This is a genomic window from Ignavibacteria bacterium (assembly GCA_017303675.1).
Taxonomy (GTDB): domain Bacteria; phylum Bacteroidota; class Ignavibacteria; order Tepidaquicellales; family OLB5; genus OLB5.
Genome location: JAFLBX010000001.1, coordinates 1,352,973 through 1,374,243, shown reverse-complemented (window position 1 = coordinate 1,374,243; position 21,271 = coordinate 1,352,973). Strand labels below are relative to the sequence as shown.

General features: G+C 38.6%; 16 protein-coding genes. 7 read left to right on the top strand and 9 right to left on the bottom strand.

The annotated features are described in order from the left end of the window. Positions 1–402: 402 nt before the first annotated feature. Positions 403–1,833 (bottom strand): T9SS type A sorting domain-containing protein, encoded by a 1,431-nt coding sequence (locus J0M37_06205; protein MBN8584673.1) that lies wholly within the window; start codon positions 1,831–1,833, stop codon positions 403–405. A gap of 179 nt (positions 1,834–2,012) precedes the next feature. Here J0M37_06205 and J0M37_06200 point away from each other — a divergent pair, with 179 nt between their 5' ends. Further along, positions 2,013–2,873, top strand: coding sequence for an alpha/beta fold hydrolase (locus J0M37_06200; protein MBN8584672.1), 861 nt, complete (start codon positions 2,013–2,015; stop codon positions 2,871–2,873). A 162-nt stretch (positions 2,874–3,035) separates the two neighbouring features. Here J0M37_06200 and coaD read toward each other — a convergent pair whose 3' ends face one another. The 7 genes from coaD to hrcA all read right to left on the bottom strand — a co-directional run bounded on the left by coaD (position 3,036) and on the right by hrcA (position 8,473). After that, positions 3,036–3,539 carry a pantetheine-phosphate adenylyltransferase gene (gene coaD, locus J0M37_06195; protein MBN8584671.1) on the bottom strand — a complete coding sequence of 168 codons (504 nt, stop codon included), beginning with the start codon at positions 3,537–3,539 and terminating at the stop codon, positions 3,036–3,038. Next, entirely contained in the window at positions 3,536–4,105 is a 570-nt protein-coding gene (locus tag J0M37_06190; protein MBN8584670.1) for an RsmD family RNA methyltransferase, read from the bottom strand. The genes coaD and J0M37_06190 overlap by 4 nt, the downstream gene beginning before the upstream one ends. Next, positions 4,106–5,041 carry a pilus assembly protein PilM gene (pilM, locus tag J0M37_06185; GenBank protein MBN8584669.1) on the bottom strand — a complete coding sequence of 312 codons (936 nt, stop codon included), beginning with the start codon at positions 5,039–5,041 and terminating at the stop codon, positions 4,106–4,108. 69 nt (positions 5,042–5,110) lie between these two features. Then, the gene (locus tag J0M37_06180; GenBank protein ID MBN8584668.1) at positions 5,111–5,617 is read right to left on the bottom strand and encodes a helix-hairpin-helix domain-containing protein; all 507 of its coding nucleotides are present in this window, start codon (positions 5,615–5,617) and stop codon (positions 5,111–5,113) included. A 15-nt stretch (positions 5,618–5,632) separates the two neighbouring features. Beyond that, positions 5,633–6,802, bottom strand: a complete 1,170-nt coding sequence (gene dnaJ, locus J0M37_06175) for a molecular chaperone DnaJ (GenBank protein MBN8584667.1) — start codon at positions 6,800–6,802, stop codon at positions 5,633–5,635. A 7-nt stretch (positions 6,803–6,809) separates the two neighbouring features. Then, on the bottom strand, positions 6,810–7,376 hold the full coding sequence (gene grpE, locus J0M37_06170) for a nucleotide exchange factor GrpE (GenBank protein MBN8584666.1): 567 nt from the start codon (positions 7,374–7,376) through the stop codon (positions 6,810–6,812). A 71-nt stretch (positions 7,377–7,447) separates the two neighbouring features. After that, the gene (hrcA, locus tag J0M37_06165; GenBank protein MBN8584665.1) at positions 7,448–8,473 is read right to left on the bottom strand and encodes a heat-inducible transcription repressor HrcA; all 1,026 of its coding nucleotides are present in this window, start codon (positions 8,471–8,473) and stop codon (positions 7,448–7,450) included. A gap of 313 nt (positions 8,474–8,786) precedes the next feature. Here hrcA and J0M37_06160 point away from each other — a divergent pair, with 313 nt between their 5' ends. The 4 genes from J0M37_06160 (at position 8,787) to J0M37_06145 (ending at position 16,206) form a co-directional block, all read left to right on the top strand. Beyond that, the gene (locus J0M37_06160) at positions 8,787–12,464 is read left to right on the top strand and encodes a T9SS type A sorting domain-containing protein (GenBank protein ID MBN8584664.1); all 3,678 of its coding nucleotides are present in this window, start codon (positions 8,787–8,789) and stop codon (positions 12,462–12,464) included. A 199-nt stretch (positions 12,465–12,663) separates the two neighbouring features. Continuing rightward, entirely contained in the window at positions 12,664–13,902 is a 1,239-nt protein-coding gene (locus J0M37_06155; GenBank protein ID MBN8584663.1) for a T9SS type A sorting domain-containing protein, read from the top strand. A gap of 8 nt (positions 13,903–13,910) precedes the next feature. Then, on the top strand, positions 13,911–15,242 hold the full coding sequence (locus J0M37_06150; protein ID MBN8584662.1) for a T9SS type A sorting domain-containing protein: 1,332 nt from the start codon (positions 13,911–13,913) through the stop codon (positions 15,240–15,242). Between the two features lie 13 nt (positions 15,243–15,255). Then, a complete protein-coding gene (locus tag J0M37_06145) occupies positions 15,256–16,206 on the top strand; it encodes a T9SS type A sorting domain-containing protein (GenBank protein ID MBN8584661.1) in 951 nt (316 codons plus the stop codon). A gap of 85 nt (positions 16,207–16,291) precedes the next feature. On the opposite strand, the gene J0M37_06140 is transcribed toward J0M37_06145, so the two are convergent. After that, a complete protein-coding gene (locus J0M37_06140) occupies positions 16,292–17,773 on the bottom strand; it encodes a hypothetical protein (GenBank protein MBN8584660.1) in 1,482 nt (493 codons plus the stop codon). Between the two features lie 236 nt (positions 17,774–18,009). On the opposite strand from J0M37_06140, the gene J0M37_06135 reads away from it, so the two are divergent. Further along, positions 18,010–19,710, top strand: coding sequence for a T9SS type A sorting domain-containing protein (locus J0M37_06135; protein MBN8584659.1), 1,701 nt, complete (start codon positions 18,010–18,012; stop codon positions 19,708–19,710). 4 nt (positions 19,711–19,714) lie between these two features. Continuing rightward, complete coding sequence (locus tag J0M37_06130) at positions 19,715–21,163, top strand: T9SS type A sorting domain-containing protein (protein ID MBN8584658.1); 1,449 nt, start codon at positions 19,715–19,717, stop codon at positions 21,161–21,163. The last annotated feature ends 108 nt before the right edge of the window (positions 21,164–21,271 follow it).

The window sequence follows — 21,271 nt, the reverse complement described above, 5'->3', positions numbered from 1 at the left end:
AATTTTTGATAAATGGTAGTTTGGGCTATTGTCTTTTAAAATTTTTTTAAGCATCTTTGCAAACTAAAATTCTTATAATATCATTTCCAAACACTATTTTTGCTGTTTTCCCGCATATATTTATAATTTTTATAAAAGTCTAATTAAAAAAATATTCTGCAGCTATTCCTCTTTAAACGTTAGACTCTCAACAAAATATTTGTGGTATCTATTAAATGCAATTAAGAAAATTTCCTCTATCCTTAAAACAATTACGTTAAATACGTTACTTTTCTAGCTTCAGATTGAAATCGGTATAATTCATTAATGATTCATGCCTGAAAAGGAAATTTAGATAAATAAAAAACCCCGGGTTATAACTAACCCGGGTTTTTTGTAAAACAAATAATTTTTTGCAGAAAATTATTTCACTAAAAGCATTCTCTTTGTATCAGTAAACTCACCTGTGTCAATTCTGTAGAAGTAAACGCCTGATGAAAACATTGATGCATCAAAATTAACTTCATATGTTCCTGAATTTCTGAATTCATTTACCAAAGTTGTTACTTCTCTGCCCAATACATCAAATACAACTAATTTCACGTTATCGCCTTTAGGCATTGTGAACTTAATTGATGTTGAGGGGTTGAACGGATTCGGATAGTTCTGGCTTAAGCTGTAGTAATTCGGGATCTCTACGGTCTGAATTCCGCCTGTTGGACAGGTATAGGAAATAACCAGACACCATCTTCTTAAAGCACCGGTATCGCCATTTGCTGTATCACTGATTGAAAGTCTCCAGTAACCATCGCCCTGGCCAGCGCCGAAGTTGAACGGTGCAAGCGGGGTTTCAGGTCTGAATGATCCTGTGAAAGGAGCTGTACCGCCTGAAATTGGATTTGCTGCTGAATCATTAAGTATAGTTCCGATGAAGTTATCACCTGAAGAGCCTCTTTTATTAATAAGTAATGATGTAACTGCGCCTTTGTTTAAGTAGAATGAAAGATCAGCATCCCAAGTATGTATAACTGTATCAATTCTTACATTTACATCTGTGATAACGCAACCTGAACCAAGAAGAACCTGGATTGAATCCCTGGTCCACTGGTTGTCATTAATTGGTAAGTTTACGCTTCTGCAAATAGTTGTCTGCGGTCCCGGAGCCGGGGGAGTTAAAACTTCGCCTCTTAATCTTATCTGTACGCCCTGGTTAGGTGTTGTTGTTGTAATTCTCCATGCAGTTCCGCCTGCAAGCAGGTTACCCGGATCTCTTAATACACATGGTGATAATCTTGTGCGTCTTGTTGACCAGAACCACTGCCCTGTTGCTGCAAATGAATGAACTGTCATAACTGAGATCCAGTATTTTGTTCCGCTAGCTCCGCCTGTTAATGTACGCGGTGTTGGCAGTCTGAAAGTAGGACTTGCATTGTTCAATGCAGTGATAGGAACGATCATTGAATCTGCGAATAATAATGTTCCGGGTCTGATACCTGCATTACCTGAATCTGAATAAATGTTATATCTTATTGTTACCATTGGACCTGCAATGCTCCACTGGCCGCCAACATCGATACTGTCAATTCTCCAGCTTACGCCGGCAGGAACGATAAAATCTTCAGCAGATTCAATAACGTTGTTTGAGAAGTCAGGGAACTGCTGTGAAGCGGTACCTGTACCACCAACTGAATCCATCTGGTTGAATAAAACTGAATTTGGGAGGAAGTTAACAGGTTCAATATAATTATTATTGTCTGTCTGGTTTCCTGAAAGTCTTAACTGAGCATTAACACTGCCTGCAAACAGCATAATAGCCAGCATAAAAACACCTAAAGCGGAATTAAATTTCTTCATATTTCTCCGTAAATTATGAAATTTAGTTAATTGAATACAGCATAATATCTATTTTGAGCTTCTAAAACAAGCCAAAATTAATATTTTTCTAAGAAAACATTGCGATTTTATTAAATTTTTAACATTATTGAATAACAATACCTAAAAAATTTAAGATTTTTTAATTTTTACTTAAATTCATGATAAAATTAATTAATGACCTGAAAATTCCCGGAGATTACGGATTAATTAACTCTTCACTATATTTTGGCGATATAATAAATACTAATATCTATAACGGTTTGCCATTATTAATTTTCGCACATGGCTTTAAAGGATTCAAAGACTGGGGCGGTTTTCCGTATTTTTGTGAAAAACTGGCTGAACAGGGTTTTGCTGTATTGAGCTTTAATTTCTCACATAATGGCGTTGAAGCAACTGCGCCAATGGAGTTTACAAGGCTTGATCTGTTTGCCGAAAATACCCACTCTATAGAATTAAGCGACCTGGATGCGGTTATAAATTTTCTGCCGCAGCTATCAGAAAAATATCCCGGTAAATTTGATATTGATAAAATGGGGCTTATTGGACACTCTCGCGGCGGAGGGCTTTCAGTAGTAGCTGCAGCTGAACATCCGGGCATTAAAGCACTTGTTACACTGGCTGCTGTTGGTGATTTTGACCGTTATACCGCAGAGCAGAAAAAACGCTGGCGTGAAAAAGGGTTCATAGAAATTCCCAATACAAGAACCAACCAGATGATGAGAATGAATATATCTCTTCTTGATGATATAGAAAATAATTCAGAAAGACTAAGCATTGTTAATGCAGCAGCAAAGCTGCAAATTCCCTGGCTCATCATTCACGGCAAAGAAGACCTTGCTGTTAAATTCACAGACGCTGAAAAATTATTCGCAGCATCAGATAAACAGAAAACGGAATTAAAAAATCTAGAAAATACCGGACATACTTTCGGTGTGGAACATCCATTTAAAGGTACAACAAATGCTTTTGAAGAAGTGATCGATACAACATCAGATTTTTTTAAAAAGAAACTGTAACAAATCTATTGATTGTCCTCACACTTAATATATCGCAGGGTAGTTACTCTGTCGCCCTGAGTCCCGGAAAAAACCTTGCGGGATAAACTTTGTCGAAGGGTCCTCACCCTGAGCTTGTCGAAGGGTCCTCACCCTGAGCTTGTCGAAGGGTCCTCACCAATATCACTTTTTAAACTTACTTTGCATCATCTTTAATGCCGGAGCCGGCACAAAATCAGTAATATCACCGCCAAACCTGGCAATTTCCCTGACAAGTGTTGAGCTTATGTAAGAATATTTTTCTGAAGGCATCAGGAAAACTGTTTCAGTTTCAGGCGAAATTTTTCTGTTGGTCAATGCCATCTGAAACTCATATTCAAAATCTGATACAGCCCTTAACCCGCGGATCAATACAGAAGCATTTTTCTGTTTTGCAAAATCAACCAGCAAACCGCTGAATTTTTCTACCCTGCAGTTTGAAATATGCTTTACTGAACCTTCAATTACAGAGATCCTCTCATTAATATCCAGAACTGTGTTCTTTGAAGTGCTTTCAGCTGCAGCAATTATTACAGTGCTGAATAACTTTGCCGCCCTTTCAATAACATCCAGGTGTCCGTAAGTTAAAGGATCAAAAGTTCCGGGGTAAACTGATATCAGACTTTCTGCAGTATTTGGTTTGCTCATTGCTCTTTTTTAATTAGAATTGTAAAATTCGTCATTCCCACATTTCTGTGTTTTACTTCAAAATCATTCAGGTTAAACATACCGGCGCTTTCGCCGGCATGTTCCAGGATAAAAATTGTAAACTGAGTGTTCAGTATTTCTTTGGTCAGCTCATTGTAGAATTCGTAATTATACGGCGGGTCAGCAAAAATTATATCGTAAAACTTATTATTGTGGCGCTTTAAAAATGTCAGAACATTCTCTTCATAAATGCTGATTTTTTCAGCGCATCCAAGCTCCATTGCTGTTTTTTTGATATTGTTTACCTGTTTAACTGAATTTTCAACCATATCACAGCTTTCTGCTCCGCGGCTGATAAGCTCAAACCCAATTGCTCCTGAGCCTGCAAAAAGATCCAGACAAACGGTCTTATCAAAATCAATTATATTATTTAAAACATTAAAAAGGGTTTCTCTTGCTCTGTCTGTTGTGGGTCTGTAACCCGAAATATTTCCTTTAATACAGCTGTTTGGTTCGTGGGCTGAATGAACTTTTCTCGATCTGAACTTACCGCCTATGATCCTCATTTAAGTATGTTCAATATTTCTTAATGCAATTCCGCAGCTTGCTGAATACCTGTAAGATATCTTGCGAAGCTTTTCATTCTTGAGGAAAACATCAGAAGCGCTGAAGCTTTCAAAAGGATTAATTATGTTTACGGGGTATCCAAGCTTTTCAACAGCCTCTATTGTATCTTCTTTTATGTCATCCCCGTAAAAGAAAAGCTCATCCGTAGTACTCATTACCGGCTCGTCTTTTATCAGGCTGTTAAGCTTTCTTGTTAGGCTTAGATTAAACTCAGTATCGTTGTAATACCTGGAATGAGTATAGAATTTATACTTCATATTTTCAATGAAGCCGTAATCTATCCGCCCGTTTTTAAGCCCTATAAGCATTATATTTTTACCCTTCATCTTTTCTTCGTAATTAAGCCTGATGGTATTTTCCGCCGAAAAATGATCTATATCAATAACGCTCAGCTCGAGTGAACAGATCTTGAATATACGTTTAATGAACTCGACTGTATTTTTTGGTACTGCTATTATCAGGAAGTCATCGCTGTTTTTGCAGGGCAGCACATTATTAAGCCTGTATGTATTTATCAGGTAATCATTGTAAGTATCCGGGAAGTAGTTTGAAAGCTCCCAATAAATTTTTGAGTTTATTGACTGTTTGCCTTCTGAATAATCTACCGGCAGAATTATCATAAATGCCTGGGATGAGCTGATTGTAAGCCCTGCCTTTTTTATATCCAGGTTCCTTTTTGTAATATATGTGCTTATTTCACTGGAAATGTTCGTAAGATCTTTCTGGCTGCTTTTAAATTTTCCCAGCTCTTCTTCAAAGTTAAAATCCACCCGGGCTGATTCAATATGGTCAACTTTCGGATTTTTTGAGTTACCCGATAACTCCGTAAAATTTATCCTGCTGCCGGAAAATCCTATTCCTAATGTTTTGCTCAATTAATAATATTTAATTTTTCAAAATTAAGGGTAATTGTTGTTGCAATCAATCAATTTAAATTTACCGTTTTATTCAGTTACTATAAAATCCTTTATATCGGCAAATTTTTTTTCTCCGATCCCGGGGACCCTTTTAATTGCATTCACTGAACCAAACAGCCCATGAGTTTCCCTGTATTCTACTATCCTTTCAGCCATTACCTTGCCAATTCCGGGAAGCATTTCAAGCTCTGCAGCAAGTGAGGTGTTAATATTTATCCTTGTGCCCGGCTTTAAAGATCTTTTGCTCTTATCATTTTGCTCTACTACAATTCCCAGGCTATCGGCAAGTGATTTTATTTCCTCTGCCCTTATTAAAGCGCTACTGTCACGCGAAGAATCAGTCTGTTTAAGCTCTTCAAATGAGCTTTTTAGCCGGCTTTCAAAATTTTTATCCGTTTGGCTGTAATCATATTCATTAGGCGCTTTTAATCCGGAGTATTTTATTACTAATCCTGCTGCAAATGTGATCAGTAAAAATCCTATTACCGAAAGTTCCTTTGTGTTAAGCCCGGTCCGCTTTAATAGATTTTTCATAAGGGGAATGAAAAGTTATGAAAATGAATCTTTTACTTTACTGAAAAATCCCTTTGAACCTTTTTCAGACTGCTTGCCTTTTGGCTTAAGATGCTCTGAGCGGCCAAGCTCTTTGAACATATCTTTTTCTTTGGAAGTTAATTTCGTCGGAATGTAAATGTTGATATGTACCAGCTGATCGCCTTTGCCTGAATGGTTAAGATGCTTAATACCTTTATCACGAAGACGTAATATTTTACCCGGCTGGGTGCCCGGATCTATTTTAAGCATTACTGTTCCGCCAAGCACCGGGATCTCTGCTTCTGTTCCAAGCACAGCATCTGTTATGCTTATAGTCAGATCAAGAAGAATATCATCCTGTTCACGGATAAAATGTTTATGTTCTGCTTCTTCAATAAGTACAATCAGGTCGCCTGAATTTCCGCCCCTGATACCGGCATCTCCTTCACCGCGCAGCGGAATATAGTTACCTGAGGAAACTCCTGCCGGAATGTTAACTTTTATGGTTGCTTCCCTGCGTTCCCTTCCTTCGCCGTGGCAATGCTGGCATTTTTCTTTTATGACCCTTCCTTCGCCGCCGCAAGTTGGACATACCTGAATGTTCACAAACTGCCCGAACATGGAACGTGATACTGTTCTCACTTCTCCGCTGCCGTTACATGTTGTACATTCAGAAGTACCTGATGAAGCTTTAGCCCCGCTACCATGGCAGTGCTCACACTTTTCAAATCTTTTTACCTTCAGAGTTTTTTCAACACCGGCTGCAATTTCTTCAAGTGTAAGCTTCAGATTAATTCTGAGGTCATTGCCCTGGATACCCGGCTGTTTATGCCTTCCGCTGTGCCTTCTTTGTCCGCCGGAACCGAATATCTCATCAAAGATGCTTCCGCCGCCGAAAATATCACTGAAGTGGCTGAAAATATCGTTCACATTGCCAAAGCCCTGTTCAAATCCGCTTCCGCGCATACCGGCATGTCCAAACTGGTCATACCTGGCGCGTTTGTTGGGGTCACTCAAAACTTCGTATGCTTCGGCGGCTTCTTTGAATTTTTCTTCTGCTTCAGTATTACCCGGATTCCTGTCAGGGTGATACTTCATTGCAAGCTTCCTGTATGAAGTTTTAATTTCTATTTCAGTTGCCTGTTTATGAACGCCCAGTATTTCGTAATAATCTCTTTTTGCCAAAATTATTTTACTCCGGTTTTGATGATACTACAACCTTTGCATGCCTTAAAACTTTATCCTTAAGGTGATATCCCTTTTCTACTGTTGTCAGAACAGTTTCAGGCTCTTTAGTTTCATCAGGCTGCTGTAATATAGCTTCATGCAGATTCACGTCAAATTTTTTGCCGTCTGAATCCATTGGCTTTAAGCCCTGTTTTTCAAGCACAGCCCTGAACTTGGCATAAACCAGATCTATACCTTTTTTTAAAGCATCCTTATCATGGCTTTGCTCAAATGAATTCATTGTCCTGTCAAAATCATCAAGAACAGGAAGCATATCAGAAAGAACTTTTTCTCCTGCGTAAGCAAAAAATTCTGCGCGCTCTGCATCTGTTCTTCTTTTATAGTTTTCAAACTCAGCAGCTGTTCTTAAGTACAGGTCTTTATACTGCGCAGCCTGCTTTTCAAGCTCTGCATTAGCGCTTTCTGGTCCTGAATTTTCTTCAGGCTGCTCTTCTGCCCCGTTGATTTTAATTTCCTTTTCCTTCGGCTGTTCTGAAGGTTTTTCCTGTTTTTCCTTTTTATTCTTTGTCATATTTATCGGTAAGCTTTTTTCCGTTCTAAGATTCTTATTCCACTAAAATGTTAAATGCAGCGTGAATCGTTTTATAATCTTTCGGTAATTATTTTTGATGTAAAATCAAGCATTGAAACCATTTTTGAATAGTTCATTCGTTTAGGGCCTATTAAAGCAATTCTTCCCTTAACATCCCCCACATTATATTCCGATGAAATAATACTGTAATCTTTCAGTTTTTCATCCTTATTTTCAGAGCCTATAGAAATTGAAATTCCTTTTTCATCTGCCGGCATATTGTTAAGTACATGCACAACAATATCCTTTTCATCGGTAAGCTCAATTATATTTTTATAGTTTTTTGTATCGCCAAATTCAGGCTGCGAAAGGATCTCTGTGGTACCGCCAATATATAAAGTCATTCCTTCTTTTTCATCCTGGAATATCTTATCAATGGAATCTATAAACACCTTAACAATATCCCCTGAACCACTTTCTATATCTTTGAATCTTTCCCTGAAAGTGCTGCGTATTTCGGTCAATGATAACCCGGCAAGCTTTTGATTCAGAAGTCCTGTTACTCTTTCAATTTTATCCCGGGAAATTCCGGATTCAATATCAAAAAGCAGGGTCCTTACAAGTCCCGATTTTATTGATACCACAACCAGCAGCTTAGTTGAAGAAAGATTTACAAGTTCAAGCTTTTCAAAAATTCCGCCTGATAAATACGGCTGAGAGACTATACTTATTTCTTTTGAAAGCCTGCCTAGAATTTTTGATACTTCTTTATATACCTCATCCTTTACCGGGTCAGCTTCACTTATCTGTGAGGTAAGCAGGTCTTTTTCATTCTGTACAAGATGTTCAGCTTCCATAAGCTCGTTTACAAAGTACCTGTAACCCTTATCGGTCGGAACTCTACCGCCAGAAGTATGATTGTGTGTAAGATAATTTAATTCTTCCAGGTCACTCATCACATTTCTTATTGTTGCCGGCGAAAGCTTAATATCTGAATTTTTGGAAATATACCTTGAGCCAACAGGGTTGGCTGTATGTATAAATTCTTCAATTATACAGCGTAATATTACTTTTTCTCTATAGGATAGGTCATCCATGATCTTTTAGCACTAATATAGATAAATTGCTAACAAAAGTTATAAGTTCCTAATACAATATTACTCAAAAATTGATAATTCTTCAATATACATTTTATAAAAATCACTTATTTACAGTAGATTCTGTATTTCAGTAATTTATACTATAATAGGGAATTTTGATAACGTATTGTTAGTATTCTAAATAAAGTATATCTACTACCATATTTACGGTATTACCTAACTACATTCTATTAGTTAAATTTGAAAATCTAATTAACTAAAACTATTATTAATGAGTCACGGGGATATATTAATAAAAACTGGAGGATTTATGATTACCTATACTAGGGTAACAATCAGTGTCTTCTTATTGATGATACTTACAAGTCTATCGCTTGCGCAGCCGTTAAGCGGAAATTATAATTGCGGAACGGGACAAACATTTACTTCACTTACAGGGACTGGTGCTGCAGGCTTTTTCAATGCGGTAAATACCAGGGGCTTAAGCGGAAATGTTACACTTTCAATAACTTCTAATATTACAGAATCAGGCAGTGTATCACTTAATCAGTGGGCCGGAGCTTATACTATTACCATAGTATCTTCAAGCGCTTCTGTAAAAAATTTATCAGGCAATGTTGCCGCGCCGCTTTTCAATATAAACGGCGCAGATAATCTTACAATTGACGGACGCGTAGGAGGAACAGGAAGATATTTAAGGTTCGTAAATTCAAATACCGGCGGACAGACCTTCCGCTTTATCAATGATGCCACAAACAATACAATTACTTACTGCGCAGTTGACGGTATGAGAGTATCTTCAACCAGCGGTATTATTGATTTCAGCACTACTACAGGTTCAAACGGTAATGATAATAACACAATTTCTTATTGCACTATAAAAGATGCATCAGGCGGTACTCTTCAGAACGCAATTGTATCCAACGGAACAACTACAACCACAGCCAGAAATAACAGCGGAATTACGATCAGCAATAATGAGATCAGTGATGTTTACCGTAACGGGCAAACATGCTCAGCTGTGCTTTTGCTGAACGGTTCAACAGATTTTACAATAACAGGAAACAGCATTTTCCAGACAGCAACAAGAACACCCACAAGCGCAACTGTTTGGAATTTGATTTACATTAACACTTCTTCTGCAAACAATATTAATGTTTCCAATAACTATTTAGGCGGAACGGCAGCAAGCTGCGGCGGTACAGCCTGGACGGTTTCCGGTTCACAGTCAAACGCGATTTACTTTATCCGTTTCCAGTCAGCCGGTTCAACTACTGCATCATCAGTGAACGGAAACACAATGGGAAATTTAAGCTTCACAACAACTCCTTCTTCAAACGGCGTTTTATACTTTGCAGGCATAGTTGTTGAATCAGGTCTTGTGAATGTTGGTACCTCATCAGGAAATATTATTGGCAATACAACTTCAAACGGAAATATTACCTTAACAATAAATGGTACTGTTGATAATATCATAACCAGAGGAATTGTTCATACTTCAGCAGGAAACATTAATAATAACACTATTGGCTCAATTACTTTAGCGGGTAATAATAATCAGACCGTAAGACTTGAAGCTATATACAGGTCAGGTACACTTTCTTCTGATATAACAATAAACAATAATACCATAGGAAGCACTACACAATCAAACAGCTTGCAGCAAACCTCCTCAACTTTTGAATTTCAGCTGACAGGTATTCACACCCAGGCTACAGGTGTGCTCATCACAATGAATTCAAATACTGTTTCTAACTTAAGGGTTACAAACAATTCATCTTCATCAAGAATAAGAGGTATTTACCAGGCAAGAAGTACATCACCATCACTTTCTGTGAATAATAATGTTATTTCAAACCTGTATTGTGCCAGCTCAGCCAGCACATTCGATAACAGGTATCCTGATAATACTTCATTAATAGCTTTATTTACAGGTTCAAGCAGCACAACACAGAATTTTTCAGGAAATACCATCCATAGTCTTTATGGTACAGATAATTCAGATTCATATGTAATGGGATTTGGGTATTACAGCAATGTTGCTAAAGGTACTTTTGAAAAGAACAGAATTTATAACCTGAATCATTCATCAACAACTGGTGCTGCAAAAATTTGGGGTATAAATGCATTCTGGGGAAGCTGGAATATTTATAATAACCAGATCAGCATAACTAACGGCGAAGCTTCAGATAGTTATAACTCAGGCGTTACTGTTCAGCCAAGGCAATTAACCGGCAATACAGATCAATCTGGCCCGGTCAGCGATGAAGTTGCGAATAATTTCGTAAAAGATCAGCAGCTGGTAAAAACAGCAATTGATAAGAACAGCATTCCCGAAGAGGATTTTTCAACTAACGGTGTTGAAATTAAAGGTATTCATGATGAAGCAGAATTTGTAAGTGCATACTATTACAACACAATTTATATCGGCGGGTCAGCTTCCGGCGGTTCAGCAGGCTCATGGGCATATGACAGACCTCTGTTAGCATGGGCAACAGATGCTGCCTTGAGAAACAATCTTTTCTATAATGCAAGAACAGGCGGCACTGGATTCCATTACGCCATTGGTAATGAAGTTGGTTATGATAACTGGACTAATACATCAGCTGACTATAATGTTTATATTGCTTCAAATGTTAATGCCATTGCGATCTGGGGAGCTACAAACCAGACAATCTACCAATGGAGAGATTCATGCCTGGGCGATAAACACACATGGAGCACAACAACATCAGTAATATCGCCGGCAGGTTTATTCAACAGTGTTTCAACCGGAAATCTTTCAATAAATACAGGTAACTGGCAGGCATGGATAGTTTCCGGTAAAGGAATAGCAATTTCCGGCAGCGGTTCAGATTACAGCGGAAATTCAAGACCAACTGATGTAACAGGCGGATGCACTGATATCGGAAGCCATGAATTTACTGCTACACCGCCTTCAAATCCAAGCGCTACTGTTGATAATGCTCCCGGAAGCGGAGTGACATCTAATTATACTCTTTGGGGAAGAACTATAATCACAATTAACTGGGGAACCGGCGGTTCTTCATATCCTTCAAGCGTGAACGTACAGTATTATTCAGGTGTAAACCACTCAGGAGTAGTTGGCGGAGGATATTCTAACTCATACTGGTCAATTAATCCGGTAGGTACATTAACCGGCGCAACTTATAACATTACAGTTAACTTCGGACAGAACGAAATTTACACAATTTCTACCCCGTCATCCAATACAAGGCTTGCAAAATATAACGGAACCTGGGAAGTGTTTTCAACACCGGGAACCGGAACATGGCAGACTGAGCTTGACTGGGCTTCAGAAATTATCAGAACAAGAGGAATGAACAGCTTTTCTGATTATGCTTTAACAGATCATACCAATCCCCTGCCGGTTGAGCTGTGCTCTTTTACTGCAAATGTAATAAACAGGCAGGCTGATCTTTTATGGACAACATGTTCAGAAATTAATAACAGTGGATTTGAAATTGAAAGAAGAGCTTATAACCCGGCTTCATCAGATTACAGCTCATGGTCAAAGATCGGTTTTGTTCAGGGTAAAGGAACAACTACCCAGCAGCAAAGCTACAGGTATTCTGATACCAAGCTTAACACAGGAAAATACCAGTACAGGTTAAAACAGGTTGATTTCAACGGTAACTTTGAATATCATGACCTGGGCTCTCCTTCAGAAGTATTAATAGGTACACCAAAAGCTGCGGACCTTTTCCAGAATTATCCTAATCCATCAAACCCGACCTCAAAGGTTGATTTCCAGATACCTTTCAGCTCAAAAGTTACATTGAAGGTTTATGATATAACCGGTAAAGAAGTAGCTTCATTGGTAGATAAAGAGCTTGATGGCGGATTTTACACTGCAGATTTTAATGGTGCAAATCTTTCAAGCGGAGTATACTTCTACAGACTGGTAGCTAATTCAAACGATGGAAATTCATTCAGTAAAACAATGAAGCTGATACTGGTTAAGTAACAGACAAATTTTAATCAAGGATGTTGTTTCTCAATTAGAGGAAACAGTTACATATCCCCCGCAAAAGGCAGAAAATGATTCTGCCTTTTGCATTTTTTGCCCTTTTTCTGCATATTTTAAGGTATTGATAAAATTTCACTTATAAATTCCAAATAAATTGTATTATTTTTAGATACAGGGAATAATCAATTTATCAGCTATGAAAAAAATAATTCTTTTTCTATTAATTATGCCTGCAGTAATATTTTCACAATGGCAGGTCAGACCTTCAGGTCATACAGATATAATTTACGGTGTATCATTTTCCGATATCAATACCGGCATGGCATGCGGTGAAGCCGGAAGAATTCTCAAAACCGTTAATGGCGGCTTAACGTGGAGCCAGGTCAACCAGAACAATACTTACTGGCTCGGCGGTATTCACATGATAGATAACAATACAGCAAGCGCCGTTGGTTATCCGCAGAAAATTCTGCGAACAACCAATACAGGCGGTTCATGGTCTCAGCAGGGAGGCTCTAATTTTATTCCATATTATTCAGTAAGCTTTAAAGATGCTAATACCGGCCTTATAAGCGGATATGTTGGCACACTGCTTAGAACGACCAATGGCGGGCAGACCTGGGTTCAGGTATCAGGTGCACCGCAGGTAAGCCTGAACACCGTTAAATTTATCGGAGGTGATAGAGCCATTGTTCTTGGATTTTACGGGCTGATGCTTTATACAACAGATGCCGGAGCGACATTTAATAATCTTTCAAGCGGTACAACCGCTGACTTGTATGGTATTTCATTTGTGGATAATAATACTGGTTATGTTTCAGGTTCCAATGGTACAATTCTTAAAACTATTGATGGCGGTATAAGCTGGATCCCGCAAACCACCCCTGTTGCAAACACTCTCAACGGAATTTCATTTGCAAACGCTATGACAGGAAATGCAGTCGGGTATTCTTCTGTAATACTGCGCACAACAAATGGCGGAGATCTTTGGTACCAGCAGGCTTCACCGGTAAGCAATACCACATGGTTCGGCGTTCAGCTAACTTCCCCGCTCACAGGTGTTATAGTCGGCGGAGCAGGAAAAATTTTATATACTACAACAGGCGGCGACCCTATCGGAATTGAACCTATTAGCAGCGAAGTACCGGAAAGATTTTCTTTAACACAGAATTACCCCAATCCATTCAACCCAACAACAAATTTCGAATTCAGTATTCCCCTCTTGAGAGGGGTGTCCGAAGGACGGGGTGTGTTTGTCAACCTCACAATCTACGATGCAATGGGAAGAGTTGTTGAGACACTGCATAACGGTGAACTAAAGTCCGGCATTTACAAAGCCGACTGGAACGCATCAAACTTCCCAAGCGGAGTTTATTTCTACAGGTTAAGTGCGGGTAATTTCACAGAAACAAAGAAGATGGTTTTAATAAAATGAGGTAAATTATGAAATTCAAAGCAATAGTAATTTTGTTTGAATTTATCATACTGGTTAATCAATTTTATTCTCAGGATACCTGGATTGAACAGCAATCAGGAGTAAATGTATCTTTAAATTGTGCTACATCATTTTACTCTTCACCTCCTGCAGTGCATGGCTGGATATGCGGTAATAACGGTACAGTATTGAGCACAACAAACGGCGGAACAAACTGGAATAATGTTTCTTCCGGAATACCGGTTTCGGTTAATTTGACAACAATTTACGGTTTTACTAATGATTATTCCCGTGCTGTTACATCAGGAGTTAATAACAGCGGCCAGGCTGTAATTTACCGCACTTCCAACGGTGGGCAAACATGGCAAAATACATTTATTCAGCCTAACGGAAATATATACGGGTTCGCTGAATTATCTCCGTTTCCACAAAACATGCTGTTAATCGGTAAACCTGTAGGGGGAAGGTGGACAATTTGGCGTTCTACCAACGAAGGTATTACCTGGGATTCCAGCGGCCTATATATGCCTCAAACCGGTTCAGAAACCGGATTCAACAATTCAGTATTTTGTTTAGAAATGAAAGTTTGGTTTGGTACAAATAATTCCCGTATTTATTATTCAAGTAATATTGGATATAACTGGATAATGCAATCAACTTATCCTGTTGTTAATTCAACAAATATTTGGTTTCAGTTTTTACTTACAGAACGTGCAGTAGGATATGGTTTATCAGGAAGTAATGCAATATTAAAAACAAATGATCTTGGTGCAAGCTGGCAGCCGGTTTTTACACTTCCTTCAGGTGAAATAACAGGAATTTCAGGTTTACCAAGTCAGCCAAACAAAAATTGGTATTGCATTGATAACAAAATTTTTGAAGGGACTAATGGAGTGAACTGGAATTTACAGTACACAGCACCTGGTGGAAATTATACACATATTTCTAACAACAAAAATACAATGTCCAATATTTGGGCTGTAAGAAATAATGGAGGAATTTCCAAATTTATAAGGAGCACTGGAATAAATTATATTTCAACTGAAATTCCCGAAAGTTTCTCACTCTCACAAAATTACCCCAACCCTTTCAACCCAACTACTAATTTCGAATTCAGTATTCCCCTCTTGAGAGGGGTGTCCGAAGGACGGGGTGTGTTTGTCAACCTCACAATCTACGATGCAATGGGAAGAGTTGTTGAGACACTGCATAACGGTGAACTAAAGTCCGGCATTTACAAAGCCGACTGGAACGCATCAAACTTCCCAAGCGGAGTTTATTTCTACAGGTTAAGTGCAGTAAGCTTTTCAGAAACTAAAAAAATGATTCTTACTAAATAACAAAGAATACTCAATGAAAAAAATCTTAACTATTATCATTGTATTAATGTCGATAAATATCTGCTCTCAGGATACTAATTCAGCAAAGTATTTCCCCTTAAAAACAGGGAATAAATGGTTCTACTATGTTACAGAACTTGGCTATCCTTCGCCAACTTACAATATTAAAACCCTTAGAGTTCTCAATGATACCATTGTTAACAGTAAAAAGTATTTTAAAGTAAAGGGTTATCCATTCAGTAATATAGGTGACACGAATATTATATTGATCAGGTATGATTCTGTTAACGGTTTGCTGAAACAATCAACAATATGGGCACCCTGTAACTATGAAAGTATACTATTCAGACTCTCTTCACAAATAGGAGATACAACCGGTGTATGTTATTCAGACTGGCAATACACATGCCTGAATATCAGCGATACTTTCCTTTTTAATCAACCAACTAATGTAAAAGCTTTTGGATACTTTATTAATGGTCATAATACTGCTTCCTATCATCATAATTTCTTAAAGAATATAGGCCTGCATTACATCTCAAGAACGAGCACAGGGAATCAGGGAATATATGGTCGTATTGCAGAACTGCGTGGATTTGTGTTAAATGGAATTGTCTACGGAGATACGTCATCAGTGATCGGGATAAGTATAATTTCAAGCAATGTACCTGAAAGATTTTCGCTTTCTCAAAACTACCCAAACCCCTTCAACCCTTCAACAAAGATCAAATTTTCAATTCCCCTCTCTAAAGAGGTGACTGCAGAAGGCAGTCGGGGTGTGTTTGTTAACCTAAAAATCTACGATGTTATGGGAAGAGTTGTTGAGACACTGCATTACGGTGAACTAAAGTCCGGCATTTACAAAGCCGACTGGAACGCTTCTAACTTCCCCAGTGGAGTATATTTTTACAATCTAACTGCCGGAAATTTTACTGAAACAAAAAAGATGATCTTAATAAAGTAACTACTGTTTACCTGTATCAGTACTGATTTTTTATTACTTTTATTCAGATATAATCAAAATTTACACCACTTAATAATCCAGCCCGTTAGTCAAGCTCCGCGGTTTTTTTACGCAGCCAGTCTATAGCGTAAATATTTTTTGAGCCTTCAATTTTCGTTTTAATTTTATCTAATGTTACTTTACGCTCCCCCAGCCTGTACATTAGAAGAGTTTTGATTATTTTTGCAAAATCACTGTAGAAGATTCCTATTTCCCTCGAAATTTTTTTATTCTGTTTAAGATAAAGGATCAATGAATCTATCAGTGATAATGCAGGCTCAAATGCCTCCAGCTCATAATAAGCCCTTAATGTCAGCAATTTCAGGTCAGTTACAACACGGGCATCTTTTGATTTGAGCTTTGAGCAATGCAGCAGCACATTTTCATAATTACCTCTGCTCCACTCCAGGTATGCGTTGCTGTAATGCAGCATATCTTTACGGTATTCAGTTGAAAGTTTTTTGTGGTAAGTTTCAATGAAGCTCTCCGCCCAACCAAGTTCATTGTAAAATAACGCGCCCCTGAACAGATCCCTGTAAATTATCAGCGGAAAAGGTTTGGTCTTATCAAGGTGATACAAACCTTTTTCAAGTATAAACCGGTTTAGCTCAAAACATTCTTTTCCAAGCCCGGCTTTCCTCATTAAATTCAGCGCGCCAATAAGCAGTATATTCTGTTCCTCTGCACTGTATTTATCAAGGTCCGCTATTATCATATCCCTGAATTTGATAACCAGTTCTATATTTCCGGGATTCAGAATATTCATCAGCCTGAAGCAGTTTAATTTCAGGTTATCTTTAAGGTCACCGGGGTTTTTCAAAACAGAATCCAAAAAGCCCGCATAATCTATTTTTTCAGCGAACCGGTAAATAATCGTATCTTCATAAGGAGCGTTAAATACCCTGTGATTAGCACCTGCATTCTGCATTGCCTCACCAAGCATTTGTAATGTATAAATAATGTTATACTCACCTTTTCTTATCACATTATCAATTACTGACTCCTGGTGGTCGATCCTTGAAAGGTTATAAAAATATTTCAGATTTTCAGCATCAGCCATTTGTCTGAAGTAAAATTCATCTATTTTCCGGGTCCTTAGATGATCTTCTACTTTTTTGATATGTTTATAGTATGAAGCATCAAGATTTCTTCTTATCAATTCAGGAATCAGAATAAACTCGCCTTCAATTGTGTTCTTTTTTAATGAGAGCAAAAGCAGGTATTGCTCAGCCAGCTTATTCAGATCTGAAAACAATCTCCTTAATATAACATCCGCTTTCTTTTCATCATATTTTTTACCGGGATTAAGTACCCCATAGATCTTCTCTTTTGTCAGATTTTCCTTTGCCCTGCTGCTGCTGAAATCAGGGTGATATTTCCCCAGCAGTTCATAAAGGGGATAAAGATTTCTGCCTAAACTGAAAAACGGTGAAAGCACAAGTTTCCCGAACTCTGCATATTCTTTCACGGAAAATGTAGACAGAACATCAAAAAGTTTGAATTGTTTTAAAGTAATTTCTGAGTTCATTGATATATTTCTCCGCAAATTCAGTGAGCTTTATCGTCACAAAAGTTCACCAAATAAACCCAAAAAATCCTCAAAATACAAGTATTTTATAAGGTTACCATAAAACTCACCCGTCATTCAACCTGATATTTCTATTTGTTTCAGGCTGCCCGCTGCACGTATTTTTGTCAACGATACTTAGCTAGTGCACAAGAAGTGCACGGTCAACTGATAAAAAGATATAAAAAAATCTGCGGATGAGGATAAAACGGACCAAAACAGTTGCAAGAGGATACAGGCTTAAACCGGGAACGCATAAACTGATAGCAAGAATACAAAAGATCATGAAAGCAAGCGCGGATGAAGTGATCAATAAAGCATGCAGTCAATATTTCGAAGAATTAAACAATTTATCATGCAAGAGCAACAGGGGTAAAAACAAATCATATATAAACTCAAACCATAAGGAGAAAAAAATGAAACTTACAAAATTTTCAAATTTAATCTGCATCATCTTATCTATTGTTTCAGTATTTGCAGCCTCAACCGGCTTTGCCCAGTGGTCTGCAGATATAAGACACACAAACAATGCCGGATTATCGTTCACTTCCGGCAACAATGCAAAGAATATAGAATTTTCAGGTACATCAAATGTTCATACCGTTTGGTATGATGCTAGGTTCGGGGATACTGAAATAATGTACAAACGCTCCACCGATAACGGCGCTACATGGGAAGCGGTTGTAAGACTCACCAACAATGCAGGCGCATCTGAAATGCCCTCAATTGCAGCTTCTGGAAGCAATATACATGTTGTATGGCAGGACCAAAGAGACGGAAACTTTGAAATTTACTATAAGCTCTCAACTAATCATGGCGCTTCGTGGAGCGGTGATGAAAGGCTTACCACGAACGGCGCAACTTCAGTAAACCCATCCATAAGTTTGCGCCTGAATGTTATCCAGGTGGTTTGGCAGGATGACAGGGACGGAAACAACGAAATATATTTTAAGCGCTCGCTCGATAACGGTATTACATGGGAGCCAATTGTAAGACTGACAAATAATTCCGGAAGTTCAATATCGCCATCAATAACAACCGATTCGGGTGAAAACACGCACATCGTCTGGCAGGATAACAGGGACGGCAATGATGAGATATATTACATCAGCTCCACCAACTCAGGGCTTACATGGGCTGCTGAAAGCAGGTTCACAACCAATTCCGCAGCTTCAAGAAAACCTTGTATACAGCGGTTTTATACCAGCGGTGTAGGAAGCCTGAATGTTGTTTGGGAAGATGACAGGGATGGCAACTATGAAATATACCTCAAACGATCAACAAACAACGGCTCAACATGGGAAGCAATTCAGAGAATTACAAACAGTACCGGTAATTCTTATGCTCCGGCTCTTTCGGTTTCGCCAACACATATACACCTTGTGTGGGAAGATAACAGGACAGGTACCTACGGGATATATTACAACGTTTCTTCCAATTCGGGTGTCAGCTGGGCATCTGACCTGAAATTAAACACAGGTACGGCAGTTGCCCGATACCCCTTAGCAGGATTTTCAGTTAATAAAGTATATGCTTTATGGTCTGACCTGCGTGACAGTGACTATGAGATATATTATAAACAGAATCCAACAGGCAACCCGACAGGCATTACAAACATAAACAGCCAGGAACCTGATAAATTCTCTTTATCACAGAATTATCCCAATCCGTTTAATCCGGTTACAAATATTGAATTCAGCGTTCCTCATTCCGGTTTAGTAAACATTGCTGTTTATGACGCTTTGGGCAGAGAAATTGAAACACTGGTAAATGACGAACTGAATCCCGGAACATATAATGCTGCCTGGGATGCATCGGGTTACAACAGCGGTGTATATTTTTACAGGCTTACATCAGGCAGCTTCACCGAAACAAAGAAAATGATATTAGTGAAATAAAATTATGAAAAGAACTATAAAATACATCTATATCTTAACGGCAATGCTCTATGCATTGCCGTTAATTTCCCAATGGTCAGCAGATACCCGGCTGACGAACAATACTGCTTTATCTACCGTACCCCTTAACAATGCAAGGTGTATATCCTCATCAGGTCAATTGGTCGTAACTGTCTGGCAGGATTCAAGGGATGGTAACAGTGAAATTTACGCTAAACGTTCAACTAATGCCGGTATTAGCTGGAGCAATGACGCAAGATTGACAAACAATACTTTCTCATCAGAATATCCATCGGTCGAAGTCTCGGGAGCTACAATACATACTGCCTGGGTGGATGGCCGTGACGGCAATTATGAAATATATTATAAAAGGTCCGGAGATGCCGGAATAAACTGGAGCAATGATATCAGGTTAAGCAATAACTCTTCAGTTTCTGAAAAACCAAGTATAACACTCTTTAATTCAACTGTTGTTATTGTGTGGGATGACCAGAGAGACGGCAACCAGGAAATTTACATGATCCACTCAACCGATGCGGGTCTGAACTGGGGTACTGAAACACGTATCACAAACAACAACGCCATTTCAGACTATCCCGATATGGCTATTACTTCTTCAGCATGGCACATTGTTTGGCGTGATCTGAGGCAGGGTCCGCCGCAGGTGTATTATAAACGTTCAACCAATAGCGGTTTAAACTGGTCAGCGGATACCCGCATTATTAATACAACTACAGAAGCCGAAAATATTTCAGTTGACGCATCCGGTACATATGTTCACGTTTGCTGGGCAGATTTCAGAGATTCCGATTACGAGATCTATTATAAACGCTCTACTGATAATGGTTCTACTTGGCAGGCAGATACAAGAATGACAGCAAGTACAGGCAATTCGTCCCAGCCCAACATTTCAGCCTCCGGTAATTATGTTCATTTGGTCTGGGATGATGACAGGACAGGCAATGTCCAGCTGTATTACAGAAAATCATCAAACTACGGGGAATCATGGGATACAGAACTCAGGCTTGTTAACACAGTTTTGACAGCCAGGCAGCCCTCTGTTAACATTTCAGATCAGGTAGTTCATTTAGCATGGGAAGACAGCAGGGATGGCAATCCTGAAATTTACTACAAAAGGAATCCAACAGGCAATCCGGTGGGAATTTCAGGCATGAATACTGAAATTCCCGATGAATTTTCGCTTTCACAAAACTACCCCAATCCCTTCAACCCAACAACTAATTTCGAGTTCAGTATTCCGCAGGCGGAATTTGTCAACCTCACAATTTACGACGCTATGGGCAGAAATGTAGAATCATTACAAAATGGTATGCTGAAACCGGGTACTTACAAAGCTGACTGGAACGCTTCTAACTATCCAAGCGGAGTTTATTTTTACAAACTAACTTCAGGCAGTTTCACTGAAACTAAAAAAATGATTCTGCTAAAATAACTATTGGAACACCACGGTTTCACCAAAAGCAGGCACAAGCCTGCTTTTTTTATGTCATTTCGTCATGACATATCGATTTTTTTATCATTGGAAAAACACTGTTTTTGT